This is a genomic window from Rhizobium sp. BK538, from assembly GCF_014197575.1.
Classification (GTDB): Bacteria; Pseudomonadota; Alphaproteobacteria; order Rhizobiales; family Rhizobiaceae; genus Rhizobium.
In genome coordinates this window covers 348,160-362,511 of record NZ_JACIFT010000001.1, presented here as the reverse complement: position 1 = coordinate 362,511, position 14,352 = coordinate 348,160, and the positions used below count along the sequence as shown (strand labels likewise).

Below are 14,352 nucleotides of genomic sequence, written 5' to 3'. Positions count from 1 at the left end.
CTAGCCTTTCGTGCCGCCGGTCGGGCCGCGGTAGAAGAGTGAGCGTGTGGCCAAAACGGCGAGCACGACGACCAGCTCCACGCCGCCCATGATGAGGGCGATCGCCGAACCGAGGGAATGATCATATTGCTCGAAGGCTGCCTGATAGGCGGCAATCGAAATGACGCGCGTCGGGCCGGCAGGCGCCCCAAGAAGAACGGCGGAGGGGAACACTGCGAAGGCCTGCACAAAGGCCAGGCAGAAGGTGACTGCAAGCCCAGGGACGAGAAGCGGCAGAAAGACGCGGAAGAACCGTTGGCGCGGTCCCGCGCCCAGCGTCGCCGCGGCCTGCTCGATGGCCGGGTCGATGCCGGTCACGTAGGACAGCGTCAAAAGGAACGCGAAGGGAAAGCCGGTGATCAACAGCGAGGCAAACACGCCCCAGTAATTGTTGGTCAGCTTCACCGGTGCGTCGAGAATGCCGAGCGTCAATAGCGTGTGATTGAACCAGCCGCGCGGCCCGAGAAACGTCAACAGGCCGTCCGCGACGAAGACAGTACCAAGGGTGATCGGCAGGACAAGAATGGTGGTTAACAGCCGCTGTCTGCGCATCAGGCGCACACGCAGCGCGACCGGCACGGCGAAGGCGAGGTTGATGACGGTCACCGGCAGCGCCAGCCACATGGTTGCAGCGATGGTCTGGTACTGGAATGGGTCACTAAAGAACTTTGCATAGTTGGCGTACCACGCGCCCTCTTTCGGCACGAGAGAATCGGCCACGCCATAAAGAAACGGATAGACAAACAGCGCGATCATGAAGAACAGCCCCGGCAACAAGAGGAGCGTCGTGCCATCGAGCCCGCGGGCGGCAAGCCGTGTTTGCAACGACGGTCCGCTCATCGCGCCGCTCCCGCAAAGACCAGCGCCCGGCCGGCAACCGGTTGCAGCCTTGTTGACGCTCCGCGCGCCAACGGCGCATCTGCCCGGAAATAGAGTTCCGAACCGTCCGTTGCCCGCGCCATGCCAAAGAAAGCACGACCGCGATATTCCATGCTGCTGACGGTTGCGGCGATTCCCTCGCCACTTGATGCGACGAGATCTTCCGGCCGGACAGACAGAATGGCTGCGTCGCCAATGCTGAGCGGCGACCCCATGGTGCCGACGAGCCGCGCGCCGGCGACCTCAATCTCGGCCTCATCGTTTGATACGCGTGTAATGCGGCCCGCAACGCGTGTCCGGAAGCCCATGAAATCCGCGACCTCGACGTTCACGGGGCGCTGGTAGAGATCCTGCGGTGAGCCGATCTGTTCGATATTGCCTTGGCTCATGACGACGATACGATCGGCAAGCGACAGCGCCTCGTCCTGGTCATGCGTAACATAAATGGTCGTGGAGCCGATCTGGTCGTGGATGCCGCGAATTTCGGCGCGCATCTCTAGCCTTAGTTTCGCATCGAGATTGGAGAGCGGCTCGTCCATCAAAACGATCGGGGGGCGAATGACGATGGCGCGGGCGATCGCGACGCGCTGCTGTTGGCCGCCGGAGAGCTGGCCCGGCAACTTGTCGGCCTGGCTTTCGAGACGCACCAGCGCCAGGGCATCGCGGATACGCTGGTCGGCTTGCGGGCCCTTTATGCCCTGCATGGCAAGACCGAATCCGACGTTCTTGCGAACGCTCATATGGGGAAACAGCGCGTAGCTCTGGAAGACCATGCCAAAGCCACGACGCTCGGGTTCGAGCTGGTCAATGCGTGTGCCGCCAAGGCGAATTTCGCCGCCGGTCAGTGCCAGCAGGCCGGCAATGCAGTTCAGCGCGGTCGACTTGCCGCAGCCGGACGGACCAAGCAGGGCCACGAACTCTCCCGGCTCGATTGCAAGATCTATGCCGTTCAAGGCGTTGAACGTTCCAAAAGCACGACGCATCCCATCGAGTTCCAGGCGTGCGTTCTTGCGCGTCGGTACGGCGGCATTTGAAACCGAGGTCAAACCAATCTCCATCTGCAGAATGAGGTTGCCGGCCCAAGACGCAATCCCCGGCCGGCCGATTTCTTTCGATCAGCCCTTCTTGGCGCCGATCTTCTCGTCCCAGATGCGGAAGGCTTCAACCAGCTGCTTCGGTTCCAGCGGAACCTCCAGGGGATTGTTGGCGATCCATTCGGCATATTCCGGCCGGCCGAATTCCTTGATCGTGTCCTGGCTTTCCTGCGGCGCCATTTCGAGGGTGAGGTCCTTGACGGCAGGACCTGGGTAGAAATAGCCAGCATCGTAGGCGATCGCCTGCTGCTTTGGCTGCAGGATGTAGTTGAGGACGTCGATCAGCACGCCGATCTTCTCGTCCGACACGCCCTTCGGGATCACGGCGTAATGGGCATCGGTGACCCAATGGAAGCCATCGAGCTTCTGCACCTTCGCCTCAGCCGGCACGATGCCGAGCGCACGTGGATTGATGTCCCAACCGGTCGTCGAGACGACGATGTCGCGCGTCCCTTCGCCAAGCTCCTTCATCACCTGGCCGGTACCGGTCGGATAGTACTCGATGTGTTCGCCGAGCGCCGCGAGATAGTCCCACGTCTTTGCCCACCCCTTAGCGGGATCACGTGGGTCAGTGTCACCAAGGAGGTAGGGCAGGCCCATCAGGAAGGTGCGGCCAGGGCCGGAATTGGCCGGTCGGGCATAAATGAAGCGGTTCTTGTTTGCTTTCGCCCAGTCGAGCAGTTCCTGCGCGGACTTCGGTGGCGTAGGCACCTTGTCGGGCATGTATTCGATGAGCGGACCGGACGGGTAATAGGTGATGACGACGCCCTGATCCTTCGCAAGAGCCTGCATCTTGAAGGCTTGCGGCTGCAGGATCTGCTCGAGGTCGGGAAGCTTAGACTTATGTGCCGTAAGATCGATCCAAAGGCCCTGATCAAGACCGGCCGAAAGCGCGTCCGTGCCGGTCAAAACGAGATCGATGTCGACCTTGCCGGCCGCCTGCTGCGCCTTGATCTTGCCGGGCAGTTCCGGTGCCGGCGCCTTCGTGAAGGCAAAGCTGGAGACCCAGTCGGCCTTTTCCGAGGCATAGGCCTCGAACATGCCCTGCGTCAGCGCCAAGTTGCCGGCGACGTCCGCGATCGTGATGGTGACGGGGCTTGCCGGCTTCTTGGCCTGGGCAAAGACTTTCAGCGGCAACATGGTTGCGACGGCGGCGCCTGCCGCGGTGCCGACAAATGTTCTGCGGGTGACTTTCATAGTGTTTCTCCTCCTCTCGTTGCAGGACGCTGCAAATAGGGTGCTAGGCGTCCTCGGGCCAGTCGCTGCAGGACCGGAACCTTGTCTTTAAATGTATGAAACCTCCTGAAATGATTGCCAAAAACACCGTTCCTCCTCGGCGTGCCTTGGCAGTCGCAATAAATTGATATACTAGTATGCACGATCAAGTCAACGTCAGGGTACGTTATGCAGGCAGCAGTTGTTTCCGTCCCGCCAGCCATGGCTTCCGACGCCGACAGGCCGGTGAAGATCCGCCGCGTGACAACTGCCGACGCCATCTTCGATCGGCTCTACGCGGACATTCTCGCTCTGCGGATGCCGCCCGGAATGCAGTTGCAGGAAAAGCGGATTGCGGAAGAGTTCAACGTCAGCCGCACGCCGGTGCGCGAAGCGTTGCTGCGGCTGTCCGAGGGCGGGCTTGTTGATATCTACCCGCAATCCGGTACCGTCGTGTCGCGCGTGCCGGTCTCGGCGATCCCCGAGGCCGTGGTCGTTCGCAAGTCGCTTGAGGGCACAACGGTGGAGCGCGCGGCCGAGATTGCAACGGCAGCCGATATCGCCCGCCTGGATTCCATTATTTCGCGACAGAGATCGCTTGCCGCCCTTGGTGATACCTCGGCATTTCACGAAGAGGACGAGGCCTTCCACGAGGCCATCACCAGCATTGCCGGCTATCCCGGCATCTGGACAATTCTAAAGACCGTCAAGGTGCAAATCGACAGGGCGCGGCGTCTGACGCTGCCGGTTCTCGGTCGCATGGACAACGTCTTGCACGAACACGGGCTCATTCGCGACGCGATTGCGGCCCATGACGTTAAGACAGCGCGCGCGGCGATGATGCAGCACCTCAGTGCCGTCGTTCCCGATGTCGCCGAGCTTCGCAGCCAATATCCAGATTATTTCCGCTGAGCCGATCAGCCGACAACGACAAAGAAGACCGCAAGGAGGTACACATGCGCCAAGGTTGGAGATGGTTCGGGCCGGAGGCACCTGTCACGCTTGATGAGGTGCGCCAGACCGGAGCCACCAATATCGTTTCGTCACTGCACCAGGTTCCCATCGGCCGCGCCTGGACTGAAGGCGAGGTGCGCGAGCGACAGGCCATGATCGAAACGACACCGCCCGGGCGCTCGCGCCTGGCCTGGTCGGTGGTCGAGAGCATCCCGATCCCCGATGCCGTCAAGCGCAATGGCGGACGCGCCAAGGCCGAAATCGAGGCCTGGATCGCCAGCCTTGAAGCTGTGGCCGCCTGCGGGATTCCGATCGTCTGCTACAACTTCATGCCCGTCGTCGATTGGACGCGCACGGACCTTGACCATGTGATCGATACCGGTGCCACCGCCATGCGTTTCGATCATGAGACGTTCGCCGCCTTCGATCTTTTCGTGCTCCAGCGTGCCGGCGCCGAGCAGCAATACACCCCTGAGGACATGGCGCGTGCCCGCGACGTGTTCGATGCGATGAGCGAAGAGGACGTCGCGGAGATCACCCGGATCATCACGTCCGCCCTGCCTGGCTCGACAACCGAGCCGCTGACGATCCCGCAGTTTCGTGAAAAGCTTGCCGCCTACGCCGGCATCGATGCCGCCAAGCTGCGCCAGCATCTGATCGAATTTCTCCAGGCAGTGACCCCGGCTGCGCAAGCTCGCGGTGTCAAGCTGACGCTGCATCCGGACGATCCGCCGCGCTCACTCTTCGGTCTGCCGCGCATCGCGTCGACTGCGGACGACTATGCCGCACTCTTCGAGGCGGTCCCCTCTGAGGCAAACGGCATGTGCTACTGCACTGGCAGCCTTGGCGTGCGCGCCGACAATGACTTGCCGGCAATCGCTCGCCGTTTCGCGTCGCGTATCCATTTCGCGCATCTGCGTGCAACCAAGCGCGAGGGCGACGGCCGCACTTTCCATGAAAGCGCGCACCTTGAGGGCGACGTCGATATGGTTGCGGTTCTCAAGGAGCTTGTCGCCGAAGACCGCCGGCGTCAGGCAAACGAGACCATCGTGTTCCGCTCGGACCACGGCCATCGCATGCTCGATGATCTCAACAAGAACGTGACGCCAGGCTATCCCGCGATCGGGCGTCTGCGCGGCCTGGCGGAGCTTCGCGGCATACTCTACGCGCTGGGCGCGCCGCCGACATGAACCGTGGACTGGAATTGGCTGCTGGTCTAGTCCGGCCAATACCTAAGTTTAGTTACGCGGCCTTCCGGACGGGGCTACCTTTCACCCATCGCCTCAACCCCTCGATGAGGCGGGTAGCATCCTCCCTGCTACCGGCTTCGGTGTCCCTCCCCTCCGCCGAGGCCGCGGATCCTCCCAAGGTCCGCTTAAGGCCGTCTCCATCCGCCCGGAGACGGCCTTCTTTTTGTGAGAGCCGCATCGGATTCAAGTGATAGAAGAACAGTCATGGCTCGTATCCGGCCACGGCAGCCGCACGCAGCGATATCGCGCACCAGATAGCTGGGGCCTGCGTTGTCGTGTGCGGATACCGGGCCAACGATCGGCGCCCTATGCCTCTGTATAGTGTGCAACGTTCGCACGCATTGCTAGGTTCTCGGCTGATGTGCACTCATCGGCGGCGTCCTGGTCGCCGCGCAGGATCGAAGGAGCTTCGACATGAAGGATCAGCGTCCAGAAGGCATCGAGCAATATGATCAGCCGGCCGGCGGCTGGGGCGCGCTCAAGGCGGTTGCCAAGACGCTTGCGCATCAGCAAGTCGTGGCGCAAGGCACCATGACGCTGCTGAAGGCCAATCAGCCGGAAGGGTTCGATTGCCCCGGCTGCGCCTGGCCGGATCCTAAGCACACTTCGTCATTCGAGTTCTGTGAGAACGGCGCCAAGGCGATCACCTGGGAATCCACGGCCAAGCGCTCAGGGCCGGCGCTCTTCGAAAACAATACCGTCTCGGAGCTTTGGAAGTGGACGGACCATGAACTAGAAGATGCCGGGCGGCTAACAACGCCGCTGCACTATAACAGCCAAACCGATCGCTACGAGCCGATCGAGTGGGATGAAGCCTTCAAGCTGATTGCGGCTGAACTGAACAAACTCGACGACCCCAACAAGGCCGAGTTCTACACATCCGGTCGCACCTCAAATGAAGCGGCTTTCCTCTACCAGCTCTTCGTCCGCGCCTTTGGCACCAACAACTTTCCCGACTGTTCCAACATGTGCCACGAGGCAACCAGCGTCGGGCTTCCGATGTCGATCGGCGTCGGCAAGGGCACCGTGACGTTGGAGGATTTCGACGACGCCGATGCGATCTTCAGCTTCGGTCATAATCCCGGTACCAACCATCCGCGCATGATGACGACGCTGCACAATGCGTCGCGTCGCGGCGTGCCGATCGTCGTCTTCAATCCGCTGAAAGAACGCGCATTGGAGCGCTTCGCCGCGCCACAGGATCCGGTCGAGATGGTGACGCTGTCCTCCACGCCGATTGCCTCCGCCTATCACCAACTGCGCACCGGAGGTGACCTTGCGGCGCTGAAGGGCATGATGAAGGCGGTGTTCGAGCGCGATGCCGCCGACATCGCTCGTGGCGGCTCCGGTGTGCTCGACCGTGGTTTCATCAAGGAGCACACAGTCGGCTTCGACGTCATGCGCGCCGATGTCGATGCCACCAGCTGGGGCCAGATCGTCGCTGTCAGCGGCCTTACGAAGAATGCGATCGAGAGTGCGGCCGACGTCTACGTGAAAGCCAAGAATGTGATCGTCTGCTATGGCATGGGCATCACCCAGCATGCCAACGGCACGGGCAACGTGCAGCAGATTGCCAATCTGCTGCTGCTGCGTGGCAATATTGGCCGGCAAGGAGCCGGGATTGCACCGATCCGCGGCCATTCCAACGTCCAGGGCGACCGCACTGTCGGGATCACCGAAATTCCAAACAAGGCGTTGCTTGACGGGATGGAGCGAGCATTCGGTTTTCGTCCATCCGCGGAGAAGGGCCACAATGCGATCGAGGCGGTGGAAGCGATCATCGCCGGTGAATCGAAGGCGCTGATTTGCCTCGGCGGCAATCTCGCCGTCGCCATGTCCGATCCGGAAGCCACCTGGCGGGGAATGCGCAAGCTCGATCTCGCAGTCCATATTGCCACCAAGTTGAACCGCTCGCATCTCCTGACGGCAAAGACGTCGCTCGTCCTGCCCTGCCTCGGCAGGACCGACCTCGACACGCAGGCCTCCGGCCCGCAGGCGGTGACCGTCGAAGATTCCATGTCGATGGTGCACGCCTCTCGAGGCTTCTTGAAGCCCCCGAGCGAGGCTTTGAAATCCGAGCCCGCCATCGTCGCCAACATCGCCAAGGCAACGCTCGGCGATCGGTACGGCATCGACTGGAACGGGCTGATTGCAGACTATGACCGGATCCGTGAGAAGATCGAGGTGGTCTTCCCCGACTTCCACGACTTCAATGAGCGTGTGCGTGCGCGCGGAGGTTTCCGCCTTGATGTCGCCGCCTCCTTCCGTCGATGGAACACGAAAAGCGGCAAGGCAAACTTCCTTGTCGCCCCGGGTCTCGACGAAGATCCGCTGATCAAGAACCCGGACGCTCTGGTCCTGACGACGATCCGCAGCCACGACCAGTACAACACCACGGTCTATGGCCTGAACGATCGCTATCGCGGTGTCTTTGGTCGCCGCGACGTGATCTTCATGAACCGGGATGATCTCGCCCGTCTTGGTCTCAAGGACGGTGACCGGATCGACATTCGCGGCCTCGTCGGGGCTGGCGAAGGAGCGCACCTCGTGCGTGGCTTCACGGCGGTGGAATACAACATCCCGAAGGGGTCGGCTGCCGGTTACTACCCGGAGATGAATGCGGTCATGTCTCTGCGCCATTATGACCGGCTCTCGGGAACACCGTCCTACAAGGGTGTGCCCGTGATGGTCGCCGCTAGCAACAGCTGACCCGTCATCGACCTTGCCAGATCCACCGGCGTCGCAGATGCCGGGGGACTGTTGCCGACCTCGCTTCAAAAGATTCGAGCCTGATTTCGCGGCGACACGCCGCCTTCGCTCTGCCTTTCGCTGCTGTGACGCTGGCCTAGGCTATTCCTTCCTCTCCCCACCTACACTTACGTATGATTCAACGCTGCGCCGCGTGCGACTAGCGTTCCTGCATCAACCAGCGAAGCGCTCGGCCCGGTCCGGGCAGGATGCGAGGATCTCGTCATGTACCAGGATTCCATCACAAATTTCGCCGAGTCAGGCGAACACAAGGCGCTCATTGTCCGTACGCAGTTCTTCGCGTTCCTGATTGGAGCGGCGATGGCCGGTGCCTATATCGGCTTCGGCGACATCCTCATGTACACCGCCGGTGCGCATGCCGATCCTGCCTGGGCCCATCTCGTTACGGGCGTGGTCTTCTCCTCGGCCCTGACGATCGTCGTGTTTGCAGGCTCCGAACTCTTCACCGGAACGGCCATGTATATGCCGCTCGCGGTGCTGACGGGGCGCGCGCGCCTTTCGGACGTGCTGCTCGTCTGGTGCAGCGCGTGGATTGGCAACCTGATCGGTGCGGTGATCCTCGCCGCCCTCTTTCACATGGCAGGCGGCGGCGTACTGCTGGGCGATGGAAGCCAGGCGTTCTTTTCAGCCGTTTCGGCAAAGATGTCGGCAAGCTCCGAAGAGCTTTTTGCCCGCGGAATCCTGTGCAACTGGCTGGTCTGCCTGGCAATCTGGATGGCCGGGCGCACCGGTAACGCCGCAGCCAAGATCATGCTGATATTCTGGCCGATCACGATCTTTGTCGCGGCCGGATATGAGCACTCCGTCGCCAACATGTTCACCTTCTCCATGGCGCTGATCGGCGATCATCCCGCAAATATCACACTTGCCGGTGCGATCCACAATCTGGTCTGGGTTACGTTTGGCAATCTGATCGGCGGCTCGGTCTTCATGGCCCTGGGCTATTGGGCGCAGTTCCACAGCAGCGGGCACGTTTCATTTGTTCCGGCACCCGCGACTGTCCGCGCAAAGATTTCCGCCAACCGGAACGACAAGTGAGGGTCGTCATGGCCGACCAGCTTCGTATCACAAATCTCAGCCCGTCGCCTGCGACCAGTCGAGCACCGGCCGCAGAGGCGCCCAAGCCGATCGCGCAGCCTTCGACAACCGTGGCGACAATCCGGCGCCTCGCTATTCCGGTTCTTGCAGTCGTCCTGGTTGGCGGCAGCGTCGCTCTGGTCATGGCAGATTGGAACCGATGGGTCGCGGATGCTGCCCGGCAAGCGACCGATGACGCCGTCATCAATGCCGATGTCTCCACCCTCAGCGCGCAGGTTAGCGGCACGATACGGAGCACGCCGATTGGCGACTATCAGCGGGTAACGAAAGGCCAATTGCTCGCGCAGATCGATCCTCGCGAGTACGATGCCGCCGTCGAGGTGGCGACGGCAAACCTGGCATCTGCCAACGCCTCGCTCGCAAACCTTGCGAACCAGATCGAATTGCAGAAGGCTGTCATTGAGGCCGCCGAAGCGCAGAACGCATCGGCGCTTGCCCAGCAGACGCAGACCGAGCTTGAGTTTCATCGGCAGACCAGCCTGGGCGATGCCACGTCGCAACAGCAGCTTCAGCAGGCGCAGTCGTCCTATCTCCAGGCGCAAGCCGCCGTCAAATCGACCGCTGCCGCGATCGATCAGCAGAAAGCGCAGTTGAAGGTGCTCGACGGGCAAGAGCCGTTGTTGCGCGCGCAGATCGGCGCCGCACAGGCAAACGTCGACACGGCGCTGATCCGTCAGGGCTACACCAGGATCTATGCGCCCTTTGATGGCGTCCTTGGTCGCAAACTCGTCCACGAAGGCGATTTTGTTGCGGCCGGAACCAGCGTCAATTCGGAGGTCCCGCTTCCTAGCGTCTATGTGACAGCAAACTTCAAAGAGACCCAGCTTGCGCGGATGACCCCGGGCCGCACGGCCGAGATCACCATTGATACATTTCCGGGTCAGACGCTCCACGGCAAAGTCTCCCGGTTGTCGCCTGCAAGCGGCTCCATATTCGCGCTGCTGCCGCCTGACAACGCGACCGGCAACTACACCAAGGTCGTGCAGCGCATTCCGGTCAGGATCGATCTCGATCCCGGCCAACCGCTGATCGATCAGCTCCGGCCTGGTATGTCGGCCAACGTTAACGTCGATACATTGGCGGACACGACCCCATGAGTGTCGCACCGAGCGCCTTTGGCCCGGTGACCAGCGGCACGACGGCGAGCCGCCCTCACCTTATCGTCGCTGCGCTATTGCTCGCCTCCTTCGTGGTAGGCTTCGACACCAGAGTATTGAGCGCAGGCCTTCCGGATCTCCGGGGCGCCTACGCGTTGGGAATCGACGAGGCCTCCTGGCTGAGCACCATCGCCAACGCACCGCAAATTCTCGTCTCGTCGGCCGTGGCATGGCTCGCCACGGTGTTCGGCATCCGCCGCGTGATGATCCCTTCGAGCCTTATCTACGCTTGCATCTCGTTGGCGATCCCACTCCTCCATGACGGCTCGGCACTGTTTGCCCTTCATGCCGTAAGAGCGCTTTTGCTCGGCGTGTTCATTCCGGCAACGATCATGGTGATCTTCCGGAACCTCGACATGAAATACTGGCTGATCGGAATTGCGATCTACGCGCTTCGCGTTCCGCTCTCGCAAAGTCTCGGTTTTGTCCTCGTCGGTGTCTATGGGGATTATCTCGGCTGGCAATGGCTGTATTGGCAGGACGTGATCGTCGCGCCACTCATCGCGCTATTGCTCATCGTAGCTGCTCCCAAGGAAGAGCTCAACGTCAGCCTGCTTGAAACTGCCGATTGGGGCGGCATGCTCCTGCTCGGTTCGTCAATGACAATGCTCTATGTCGCGCTTGACCAGGGAAACCGGCTCGACTGGTTCCAGTCAGGCATCGTCACGTCGCTTGTTGTGGGCGGCGGTATTCTAGCCATTGGATTTTTTATCAACGAGAGCGTGGTAAAACGTCCCTGGGCTCATGCGAGCGTCATCCTGTCGCGCAATATCGGAATTGGCTACGGCATTATCGTTGCCTTCACATTCTCGAGCTCGGGCGGATCGATTGTCATACCGTCGTTCCTGCAAAACGTCGCAGGGTTACGGCCGATCGCGATTTCGCAACTCTACGTTGTTGGTGCTGTCATTCCGGTCTTCGTGTTCATTACCCTGGCCGTCTACCTGCAGCGTCGGGTGGATTCGAGATTGTGCATCCTCATCGGTCTCGTGGCGATGGCCATTGGATCCTTGATCGGTTCGAGGTTGACGATTGAATGGTCGCCGTGGAGTTTCCTGCCGGTCGTTCTCTTGTTCACAGCTGGCCAATCATTTACCTTCTTTTCGACCGTCGTCTATCTGCTGGCCAACAGCGATCCGAAGCGCGCGACGGCGTCGTCCGCCTATATCCAGGTCATCCGGCTCGGCAGTGCGGAGCTGGCTGTCAGCCTATTGAATACATGGCTGCGGCAGCGCGAGCAGTTTCACTCCAACATACTGGGCGGCCCGATTGCGGCTTCGTCGCGCGATCTCCATGGCATGATCAACAAACTGGAGACGCTGTTTGGGACCTCTCCGCGGGGAAGCCTGGAAGCCTTGTCGGCAGTCGCGTCACAGGTCCGGGCGCAGGCCTATGTGCTTGCCTATGGCGATGGCTTTGTGCTGTCATTCTGGTTCGCGATTGCCGGCCTGTTACTGGTGGTGTTCACGGGGGCTATGCCGTTCGGCCCATTGCACCCCGATTTTGAACACAATGCGCCTCAAGCCGCCCCGGCAGCACAGGAGAAGGCCGCTTGATCGGCGGGCGGCCAACGATATGGTCGCATCGGGCCACACCTATGTATAGGTTCGATTGCGTCTGCAACAGGATATGCTCGCGGCCAAATAGACTGGGGGAACAATGTCTATAGTATCAACTTTACTTCGCGCCCGCGATGCTGAAGGAGGCCACAACGTGGCCTTCGGCTTGATTGCCGTCGCGCTCGCCGCGGCCGTCTTTTACGTCGATACGTACACTGACATCGAGGGCGCCATCGCGGTGCTCTATGTCGTCATCATGCTGCTTGCCGCCCAGGCGACCACGCGCGTCGGCCTGTTTGTGATTGCGGCTGCATGTGCCGCTCTCACGCTCCTTTCCTACGCCCTGACGCATGGAGACGATGCTGACCTTCAGTCTACCACCCGCCTGATCGTCGCTCTTGCGGCGCTGTTCGTAACGACGATGCTGTTGGTGAAAACGGAGACCGCGCGCCTGACGCTGCTTTCAATCAATTCTGCCTTGAAAGAGAGCGAGGCAAGATACCGTTCGATTTTCGATCGCACGCGCGTCGCGCTCTGGGAGCGAGACTATTCGAAATTGCGGAGTTATCTGATGGATGTCAGGGCGCAGGGCGTTACCGACATCAAGACCCATGCGCGCACCAACCCGACCTTCGTCGATCATTGCATCGGCCTTATCAAGGTTGTCGCGGCCAATGAGGCGGCACGCGAGATGCTGGGGCCAGAATCTTCTGCAGTCGGCAGCCTGCGTCGATCCTTTATCACCGGGCAGGAACGGTTTCTCGACGTAGTGCAGGCAATCATGGACGGCGAGAGGGTCTTTGAAGACAAGGCCGAGGTACGCGCGGACAATGGCGAAGACAAACTCGTGCTGCTCAGTATCGCATTTCCCGAGGATCCGGCCGCATTCAACCGTGTGGTTGTCAGCATGGTCGATATCACGCAGCGCGAAATGGCCCTTAAGGCCCTGGCCGCAGCACAGGCTGAGTTGACGATGGCATCGAAGGCCGCAACGGTCGGCGCAATGTCGGCATCGCTGGCACATGAACTCAACCAGCCGCTCGGTGCGATCGTGGTAAACTCTCAGACGCTCTTGAGGTGGCTTGATCGCGATCCGCCAGATCTCGCGGCTGTGCGCCGCTCGGCCGAACGAATGATCCGCGACAGCCAGCGCGCCAGCGACATTATCCAAAACACCCGCGGCCTTCTTTCTCCGTCGAACAACAAGCTCGAGAGTATCAGCCTGGACAGGTTGATCGACGAGACCATGGCTCTTATGGAGCACGAGCTACAGCGGAGTGGAACGACCGTGCATATCGAACGGAAGGCTCACATTCCGCCCGTCTCAGCCGTAAAGATCGAGCTGCAACAGGTACTGATCAATCTGCTTACCAACGCCATTCAGGCAATGGATGAGGCCAGCAGCCCGCAGAGGATCATCAGAATAGCGACAGCGCGGCCGGATATTGAGCATGTTAGTATTGCTGTGCGTGACACCGGACCCGGGATCACCGACGATGTGAAGGACAAGCTGTTTGCCCCCTTCTTCACGACCAAGGCGGCCGGCATGGGTATGGGCCTGTCTATTTGCCGCACTACATTGGAGGCCCGTGGTGGAAAGCTGGACGGGACCAATCATCACGACGGTGGCGCGATCTTCGAGATGAGCCTGCTGATTAAGCCGGAGGTGGAACATGCCTGATACACGTAGGCTGCAAAAGGAGCCGCCTGAACCTGTGGTCTTTATCGTCGATGACGATCTCTCGATGCGAGAAGCGCTGACGGACCTGTTCCGATCGATGAAATTCGATGCTGAGGCATTCGAGAGCGCGACGGCCTTTCTGGAAACCGCGAACTTCAACCGTCCGGGCTGCATCCTCCTCGATGTCCGCTTGCCAGGTGTCAGCGGTTTGGACTTCCAGACGCAGCTGGAGCGCATCGGCAGCAAGATGCCGATCGTCTTCATGACGGGGTTTGGTGACATTCCGATGAGCGTGCGCGCCATGAAGGCCGGCGCCGTCGATTTTCTGACCAAGCCCTTCAAGGACCAGGATATCCTCGACGCCGTTGCAGCGGCGATGGAACGTGACGCTGTGCGCCGCCGGCAAAATGCGCAAAGCGAAGCGGTCGCTTCGCTGGCGGGAAGCCTTACCCCGCGCGAGCGCGAGGTCATGGAAGCGGTGGTCAAGGGGCTGATGAACAAGCAGATCGCCTATGAGCTCGGCATCAGCGAGGTCACGGTGAAGCTACACCGCGGCAACGTCATGCGGAAAATGGAAGTTCGCTCGGTCGCCGAGCTCGTGAGGAAGACAGAAATGCTGGGCGAAGGGGTACGACCACCTGTATCTTAGTATGGTAT

The 14,352-nt window shown here is 60.8% G+C and carries 11 protein-coding genes; 8 read left to right on the top strand and 3 right to left on the bottom strand.

Going from position 1 to position 14,352, the window contains the following annotated elements; genetic code table 11:
• Genes FHX09_RS01775 through FHX09_RS01765 form a run of 3 tightly spaced genes read right to left on the bottom strand, consistent with a single transcriptional unit; the run spans window position 1 to window position 3,209 of the window.
• On the bottom strand, window positions 1-879 hold the full coding sequence (locus FHX09_RS01775) for an ABC transporter permease subunit (protein WP_132587925.1): 879 nt from the start codon (window positions 877-879) through the stop codon (window positions 1-3).
• The gene (locus tag FHX09_RS01770; RefSeq protein WP_132587926.1) at window positions 876-1,976 is read right to left on the bottom strand and encodes an ABC transporter ATP-binding protein; all 1,101 of its coding nucleotides are present in this window, start codon (window positions 1,974-1,976) and stop codon (window positions 876-878) included. Before FHX09_RS01770 ends, FHX09_RS01775 begins: the two co-directional genes overlap by 4 nt.
• A 57-nt stretch (window positions 1,977-2,033) precedes the next feature.
• Window positions 2,034-3,209 carry an extracellular solute-binding protein gene (locus tag FHX09_RS01765; protein ID WP_184449186.1) on the bottom strand — a complete coding sequence of 392 codons (1,176 nt, stop codon included), beginning with the start codon at window positions 3,207-3,209 and terminating at the stop codon, window positions 2,034-2,036.
• Between the two features lie 207 nt (window positions 3,210-3,416).
• Here FHX09_RS01765 and FHX09_RS01760 point away from each other — a divergent pair, with 207 nt between their 5' ends.
• The 8 genes from FHX09_RS01760 (at window position 3,417) to FHX09_RS01725 (ending at window position 14,344) form a co-directional block, all read left to right on the top strand.
• A complete protein-coding gene (locus FHX09_RS01760; protein ID WP_184449184.1) occupies window positions 3,417-4,139 on the top strand; it encodes a GntR family transcriptional regulator in 723 nt (240 codons plus the stop codon).
• A 44-nt stretch (window positions 4,140-4,183) separates the two neighbouring features.
• A complete protein-coding gene (gene uxuA, locus FHX09_RS01755; RefSeq protein WP_184449182.1) occupies window positions 4,184-5,371 on the top strand; it encodes a mannonate dehydratase in 1,188 nt (395 codons plus the stop codon).
• A 474-nt stretch (window positions 5,372-5,845) separates the two neighbouring features.
• Window positions 5,846-8,140 (top strand): FdhF/YdeP family oxidoreductase, encoded by a 2,295-nt coding sequence (locus FHX09_RS01750; protein WP_184449180.1) that lies wholly within the window; start codon window positions 5,846-5,848, stop codon window positions 8,138-8,140.
• Between the two features lie 264 nt (window positions 8,141-8,404).
• Window positions 8,405-9,238 carry a formate/nitrite transporter family protein gene (locus FHX09_RS01745; protein WP_184449178.1) on the top strand — a complete coding sequence of 278 codons (834 nt, stop codon included), beginning with the start codon at window positions 8,405-8,407 and terminating at the stop codon, window positions 9,236-9,238.
• Between the two features lie 8 nt (window positions 9,239-9,246).
• On the top strand, window positions 9,247-10,395 hold the full coding sequence (locus FHX09_RS01740) for an HlyD family secretion protein (protein WP_184449176.1): 1,149 nt from the start codon (window positions 9,247-9,249) through the stop codon (window positions 10,393-10,395).
• Entirely contained in the window at window positions 10,392-12,011 is a 1,620-nt protein-coding gene (locus FHX09_RS01735; protein ID WP_184449174.1) for an MFS transporter, read from the top strand. The genes FHX09_RS01740 and FHX09_RS01735 overlap by 4 nt, the downstream gene beginning before the upstream one ends.
• A gap of 103 nt (window positions 12,012-12,114) precedes the next feature.
• The gene (locus tag FHX09_RS01730; RefSeq protein ID WP_132587934.1) at window positions 12,115-13,695 is read left to right on the top strand and encodes an ATP-binding protein; all 1,581 of its coding nucleotides are present in this window, start codon (window positions 12,115-12,117) and stop codon (window positions 13,693-13,695) included.
• Window positions 13,688-14,344, top strand: a complete 657-nt coding sequence (locus FHX09_RS01725; RefSeq protein ID WP_132587935.1) for a response regulator transcription factor — start codon at window positions 13,688-13,690, stop codon at window positions 14,342-14,344. The genes FHX09_RS01730 and FHX09_RS01725 overlap by 8 nt, the downstream gene beginning before the upstream one ends.
• The last annotated feature ends 8 nt before the right edge of the window (window positions 14,345-14,352 follow it).